6 protein-coding genes are annotated in these 6,560 nt (G+C 64.5%); 5 read left to right on the top strand and 1 reads right to left on the bottom strand.

Annotation, left to right across the window (positions count from 1 at the left end):
* Nucleotides 1–312: lysylphosphatidylglycerol synthase transmembrane domain-containing protein (locus MOV75_RS23125; RefSeq protein WP_247006677.1), on the bottom strand; the 312-nt coding region annotated here is incomplete at its 3' end.
* Nucleotides 313–537: 225 nt separating this feature from the next.
* Here MOV75_RS23125 and MOV75_RS23120 point away from each other — a divergent pair.
* The 5 genes from MOV75_RS23120 to murJ form a co-directional block, all read left to right on the top strand.
* Nucleotides 538–1,527, top strand: a complete 990-nt coding sequence (locus tag MOV75_RS23120; RefSeq protein WP_246931148.1) for an NAD-dependent epimerase — start codon at nucleotides 538–540, stop codon at nucleotides 1,525–1,527.
* Nucleotides 1,528–1,534: 7 nt separating this feature from the next.
* Nucleotides 1,535–2,947 carry a mannose-1-phosphate guanylyltransferase/mannose-6-phosphate isomerase gene (locus MOV75_RS23115; protein WP_246931147.1) on the top strand — a complete coding sequence of 471 codons (1,413 nt, stop codon included), beginning with the start codon at nucleotides 1,535–1,537 and terminating at the stop codon, nucleotides 2,945–2,947.
* A 181-nt stretch (nucleotides 2,948–3,128) separates the two neighbouring features.
* Entirely contained in the window at nucleotides 3,129–4,133 is a 1,005-nt protein-coding gene (locus tag MOV75_RS23110; protein ID WP_247006676.1) for a Gfo/Idh/MocA family protein, read from the top strand.
* An 11-nt stretch (nucleotides 4,134–4,144) separates the two neighbouring features.
* Nucleotides 4,145–5,332 (top strand): DegT/DnrJ/EryC1/StrS family aminotransferase, encoded by a 1,188-nt coding sequence (locus MOV75_RS23105; RefSeq protein WP_309486872.1) that lies wholly within the window; start codon nucleotides 4,145–4,147, stop codon nucleotides 5,330–5,332.
* Nucleotides 5,333–5,527: 195 nt separating this feature from the next.
* Nucleotides 5,528–6,560 (top strand): murein biosynthesis integral membrane protein MurJ (gene murJ / locus MOV75_RS23100; protein WP_247006675.1); only part of this gene is annotated, 1,033 nt, incomplete at its 3' end.

Genomic DNA, 6,560 nt, shown 5'->3' with positions numbered 1-6,560 from the left:
GACCAGCCACAGCCGGACCGCATCGCCGCCGATCGCCGACGGCAGGGTCTGGTTGAAGAAAGAGCCGATCACGTTGTAGCGCATGGCGCGGCCGAGCTCGAGCGGTGCGCCGCAGACGGCGCTGATCTCGCGCCAGCGCAGCACGCCGACGAAGATCTGCAGGAACGTGATCGCGATCGCCACGCCGATCCAGAACAGGCTGGTCACGGTGAAGCGCGAAAACAGTTCGGATAGATCGACCTTGCGCAGCGCCAGATAGAGCAGCGCAGCGGAAATCAGGATTTTGGCCGTCGAAAGCAGGATTCGGCGCATCTCGTCCGCATGAACAGGGTTTGCGAAGATTTGAGGCAACCCGACGCGAGCGCCGAATTCGGCCGCTTTGGTATGGTTTTGGCGCCGATCTTGCAATAGCCATCGTTAAGGATGCTGACCCTCGTTAAGGACGCTGAGAGGAGTCCTCATGACGCGCGGCGGGCCTATTGCGAGCCGATCGAAGTGGCGGCTAAACAGGGCCGGCTTGGATCCCCAGGGAACAGGATGACAGATCAGGCGATTTTGGTTACCGGCGCGGCTGGTTTCATTGGTTTTCACGTCGCCCGGCAGCTCCTGGGCGAAGGCCGCACCGTCGTCGGGCTCGACAATCTCAACCCCTATTACGATCCGGCACTGAAGCGGGCGCGCCTGGCGCTGTTGCAGAACGGCTCCGGTTTCTCCTTCGTCGAGGCCGATCTTGTCGATCGCGAGACGATCGCGAGGCTGTTTGCGCAGCATCGTTTCACGGAGGTGGTGCATCTCGCGGCGCAGGCCGGCGTGCGCTACTCGATCGAGCAGCCGCACGCTTACGCCGATTCCAACCTCGTCGGCTTTCTCAACGTGCTCGAGGGCTGCCGCAATAACGGCTGTCGCCATCTCGTCTACGCCTCGTCATCCTCCGTTTACGGCGCCAACACAAAAATGCCATTTGCGGTTGCGGACCGCACCGATCATCCCGTCAGCTTCTACGCCGCGACCAAGAAGGCGAACGAGGTGATGGCGCAGTCCTACAGCCATCTCTATCGCCTGCCGGTCACGGGCTTGCGCTTCTTTACCATCTACGGGCCATGGGGACGGCCCGACATGGCCATGTTTCTGTTCGTAAACGCCATCATGGCGGGCAAGCCGATCCGGCTCTTCAACCATGGGCAGATGCGCCGCGACTTCACCTATATTGATGATGTGACGCGTGTCGTATCCAAGCTGATCGATCTTGTGCCCGCGGACGATCCTTCTGCCGCAAATGCGCCGTTTAAGCTCTACAATGTCGGCAATCACCATCCGGAGGAACTGATGCACGTCGTCGGTCTTCTGGAGCGGGAGCTGGGCCGGACGGCGATCAAAGAATTGCTGCCGATGCAGCCGGGAGATGTGCTGGAAACGTTCGCGGATGTCGAGGATTTGATGCGCGACACCGGCTTTGCACCGTCAACGCCGATCGAGCATGGGGTCCACAATTTTGTCACCTGGTATCGGGACTACTTCAAGGTTTGAGATGACGATGGACAAACGCATAATCCCCCTGATCATGTGCGGCGGTGCCGGCACGCGGCTGTGGCCGGCTTCGCGCGAGGTGCGGCCCAAGCAGTTCCTGCCGCTGTTCGGCACGCGCTCGACCTTCCAGGACACGCTGCTGCGCGTCTCGGATCCCCAGCTGTTCGACCGGCCGATCGTCATCACCAACGCGTCCTATCGTTTCATGGTGCTGGAGCAACTCGCCGAGATCGGCATCGAGGCCGACGTGATCCTCGAGCCGATGCGGCGTGATTCAGGACCTGCGATCGCCGCGGGCGCGGTGTTCGCGCAGAACCGCGCCAGTGAAGCCGTCGTGCTCGCGCTCGCCGCCGATCACGTGGTGCAGGACACTGCCGCTTTCGTCGCCGCCTGCCGCGAAGGTCTTGCGGCCGCGAGCACCGGGCGCATCGTCACCTTCGGCGTCAAGCCGGAGCGGCCGGCGACCGAATATGGCTACATCAATCCGGGCGAGGTGATCTCCGGCGAGGTGCATGCGGTCGCGCGCTTCGTCGAGAAGCCGGACGCGGTGAAGGCCTCCGACTACGTCAATTCGGGCTATCTCTGGAACAGCGGCAACTTCATGTTCCCGGCGAGTGTGCTGCTCGACGAATATCGCAAGGTCGATGCGGCAAGCGTCGAGGCGGTCACCAATGCGGTCAACAATGCCGGCCGCGATCTCGGCTTCGTCACGCTGGAGCCCGAGGCGTTCGGTTCGGCGAAGGCGATCTCGATCGACTATGCGGTGATGGAGAAAACTTCGCGCGCGGCGGTCGTGCCGGTGTCGTGCGGCTGGTCGGACGTCGGCTCCTGGCACGCGGTGTGGGAGCTCTCGGACAAGGACGCGCAAGGCAATGCGGCGCACGGCGCCGCCGTGTTCGAGGATTCCCGCAACTGCAACGTCACCACCGACCAGGCGCTGGTCGCGCTCGAAGGCGTCGACGATCTCGTCGTGGTCGCAACCGCGGATGCGGTTCTGGTCTCGCGCCAGAAGGACGCCAACGGCCTGAAGCGTCTCGTGACGAAGTTGAAGGCGGTCGCGCCCAAGGTCACCGAGGAGCACCTCAAGGTGCACCGGCCCTGGGGCAGCTATCAGTCCGTCGACAATGGCGAGCGCCACCAGGTCAAGCGCATCGTGGTGAAGCCGGGCGGGCGGCTGTCGCTGCAGAAGCACCATCATCGTGCCGAGCACTGGATCGTGGTTCGCGGCGCAGCCCGTGTCACCGTCAACGAGACCGTGAAGACCGTGCACGAGAACGAGTCGATCTACATTCCGATGGGCGCCGTCCACCGCATGGAGAACCCCGGTAAAATCATGCTGGAACTGATCGAGGTCCAGACCGGAAGCTATCTCGGGGAAGACGACATCATCCGGATTGAAGACGACTATCAAAGGTCGTAACCAGCAAACTCCGAATCACGCGACCCGGGCCGAAGAGGCGGTATTTTTCGGCTTAAGGCCCGGGGAACGTGTAACTTTTTGAATCAAATCGTGTCCGGGCCGCCAGGGCGGCATTCGCCACAAATGTGGCGTCCGTGCTAGAAGCGCGCCGGGGATTTGCGTTGAATCGGGGTTTGCTCAAATGAGTTCCAAAGGGTCTGCACCGGCAAAGGCCGGCTTGCGCGTCGGCGTCATTGGCGCCGGCGTGATGGGCAGCAACCATGCGCGGGTGCTTAGCGGTCTTCCCGGCGTCAGCCTCGTCGGCGTCGTCGATCCTTCGCCTGCGCATCGCACGCGCGCGACCGAACTTGCCAATTGCGCGAGCTTCGAGACGCTCGACCAGCTCTTCGCCGAAGGCGTCGATGCCGTCACCATCGCAGCTCCGACCCATCTGCACCACGAGGTCGCGCTCGCCTGCATCGCCAAGAACATTCATGTTCTGGTCGAGAAGCCGATTGCGTCCACGGTCGAAGAGGGCCGCGAGATCGTTGCCGCCGCGCAAAAGGCCGGCGTGACGCTGATGGTCGGCCATGTCGAGCGCTTCAATCCGGCGGTCGCCGCCGTCAAGCAGGCGATCGCGGGCGAGGACATTCTCTCCATCGCAATCACGCGCGTCGGCCCGTTCCCACCGCGCATGTCCAATGTCGGCGTCGTCATCGACCTCGCCGTGCACGACATCGATCTGATCCGCTGGTTCACCGAATCCGACATCGTCGAGGTGCAGCCGCAGCTGTCGAGCGCGGTTGCCGAGCGCGAGGACATCGCGCTGTTGCAGTTCCGCACCGAGAGCGGCGTGCTCGCGCACATCAACACCAACTGGCTGACGCCGTTCAAGGCGCGCAGCGTCACGGTCGCGACCCGCGGCAAATACGTGATGGGCGACCTGCTCACGCGCCAGGTCACCGAGTGCTTCGGCTTCAAACCGGACGGCAGCTACTCGATGCGGCATCTGCCGGTCGGTCATGACGAGCCGCTTCGTGCCGAGCTGATCGCGTTCCTCAAGGCCGTGCGCAACGGCGAAACGCCGGCGGTCACCGGCGACGAAGGCGTCGCCAGCCTCGAGATCGCCACGCAGTGCCTCGAGACGCCGTCACGGCCCGCGGCCAAATCGCCCGCCCTCAAGGGCCCGCGCCGCGTCGCCGGCTGAACCCTTCATCCATGTCGACCATTCAAGAAGGCGCCAAGAACCAGACCATGAACCAGCATCTGCGTTCCGAACCCATTCCGTTCATCGACGTCGGCTCGCAGCGCCGCCGGCTCGGCGCCTCACTGGATGCCGCGGTCAAGCGCGTGATGGACCATTGCCAGTTCGTCAACGGTCCTGAAGTCGCCGAGTTCGAGAAGCAGCTCGCGGCCTACAGCGGCGCCAAGCATGTGATCGGCTGCGCCAGCGGCACCGACGCCATCCTGATGGTGATGATGGCGAAGAATGTCGGGCCCGGCGATGCCGTGCTGTGTCCGTCCTTCACCTTCATCGCAACCGCCTCGCCCGTGGCGCGGACCGGCGCGACGCCGGTTTATGTCGACGTCGATGAAGCCACCTTCAACATGAGCCCGGAGTCGTTGAAGCGCGGCATCGCGGCTGCGCGGAAGGCCGGCCTCAAGCCCGTCGCGGTCATTCCGGTCGATCTGTTCGGCCAACCGGCCGATCACGACGCCATCGCCGAGATCGCCAAGGCCGAGGGCCTGTTCGTGCTCGATGACGCCGCACAGGGCTTTGGCGCGAGCTACAAGGGCCGCAAGCTCGGTACTTTCGGGCTCGCCACTGCGACCAGCTTTTTCCCGGCAAAGCCGCTCGGCTGCTTCGGCGACGGCGGCGCCATCTTCACCGATGACGACGAGCTCGCGGCGACACTGCGCAGCATCCGCGTGCACGGGCAGGGCGTCGACAAATACGACAATGTCCGCCTCGGCCTGACCGGCCGGCTCGACACCATGCAGGCCGCGGTCCTGATCGAGAAGCTGAAGATCTTTGACGACGAGATCGCCGCCCGCAACAGGGTTGCGGAGCGCTACGCGCGTGGCTTGTCCAACGTCGTCACCGTGCCGCGTCTGGCGCCCGGCAACACCTCGGTCTGGGCGCAGTACACGATCCGACTGCCGAAGGGGACCGATCGCGACGGTTTCGCTGCCGCGCTAAAAGCCCAGGGCGTGCCGACCGCGATTTATTACGGCAAGTCGATGCATCAGCAGACCGCCTACAAGCAATATCCGGTTGCCGACGGCGGCCTGCCTGGCTGCGAGAGCCTGTCGCAGGACGTCATCAGCCTGCCGATGCACGCCTACCTGACCGAAGCCGATCAGGAGCGCGTGATCGCCGCCGTGCGCGGTGCGCTGGCGGGCTGATTTCGCGGTGGTTCTTCACCTCTCCCGCTTGCGGGAGAGGCCGCGCCGAAGGCGCGGGTGAGGGGTCTCTCCTCTGGGGGAGTCTTCGTCGTTGAGACACCCTCTCGCCAGCCCTCCCCCGCAAGCGGGGGAGGGGGCGCGCTTCCTCCACGGCTAGCACCTAGACCTAATCGCGCCATGCTCTAAAACAGACGCATGCTCGGACGCATCTTCACGGTCGGTGGTTACACGCTGCTCTCGCGGCTGACGGGATTTGCCCGCGACATCATGCTCGCGGCGATCCTCGGCGCCGGCCCGGTGGCCGACGCCTTTTTCGTCGCGCTGCGGCTGCCCAATCACTTCCGTGCGATCTTCGCCGAGGGCGCCTTCAACGCCGCCTGGGTGCCGGCCTATGCCCATGTCCATGGCGAGAAGGGCGAGGCGGCGGCACATTTGTTCGCCGATCGCATCTTCACGTTGCTGCTGGCCTCGCAAGTTCTGCTGCTGGTCGTCGCCTGGCTGTTCATGCCGCAGGCCATGAGCATCCTCGCGCCGGGCTTTTCCGAGGATGCCGAGCAGCGCAAGCTCGCGATCGAGCTGACCCGGATCACCTTTCCCTATCTGCTGCTGATCACGCTGGTGACGCTCTATGGCGGCATGCTCAACGTGATGCAGCGCTTTGCCAGCGCCGCGGCGGCCTCGATCTTCCTCAACGTCGCCATGATGATGACGCTGGCGGTTGCCGTCTGGTTTCCGACCGCGGGCCACGCCGCGGCCTGGGGCGTGCTGATCTCCGGCTTCCTGCAATATTTCCTGCTCGCCGGCGATCTCGCGCGCCATGGCGGCCTGCCGCGCTTTGCCCCGCTCAAGCTCGACGAAGACGTCCGTGGCTTCTTCAAGGCGCTGGGCCCGGCGACGCTGGGCTCGATGGGCACGCAGGTCGCGCTGTTCGCCGATACCATCATCGCGACCTTTTTGCCGGCCGGCGCGCTGTCGGCGCTCTATTATGCCGACCGGCTCAACCAGCTCCCGATCGGCGTGATCGGCATCGCTATCGGAACGGTGCTGCTGCCGGAGATGTCGCGGCGGATCACGGCCAACGACCTTGACGGCGCGATGAAAGCGCAGCGCCGCGCGTTCGACTTCACGTTGCTGTTCTCGATCCCGTTCGTCGCGGCGTTCCTGACCGTGCCCGACGCGATCATGCGCGCGCTGTTCGCCCGCGGCGCCTTCTCGAAGGCCGATGCCG

Origin of the sequence: Bradyrhizobium sp. PRIMUS42, from assembly GCF_023006515.1 — a bacterium.
Classification (GTDB): Bacteria; Pseudomonadota; Alphaproteobacteria; order Rhizobiales; family Xanthobacteraceae; genus Bradyrhizobium.
Note: the sequence above shows the minus strand (reverse complement) of the source record. Positions and strands in the feature narration are given on the sequence as shown.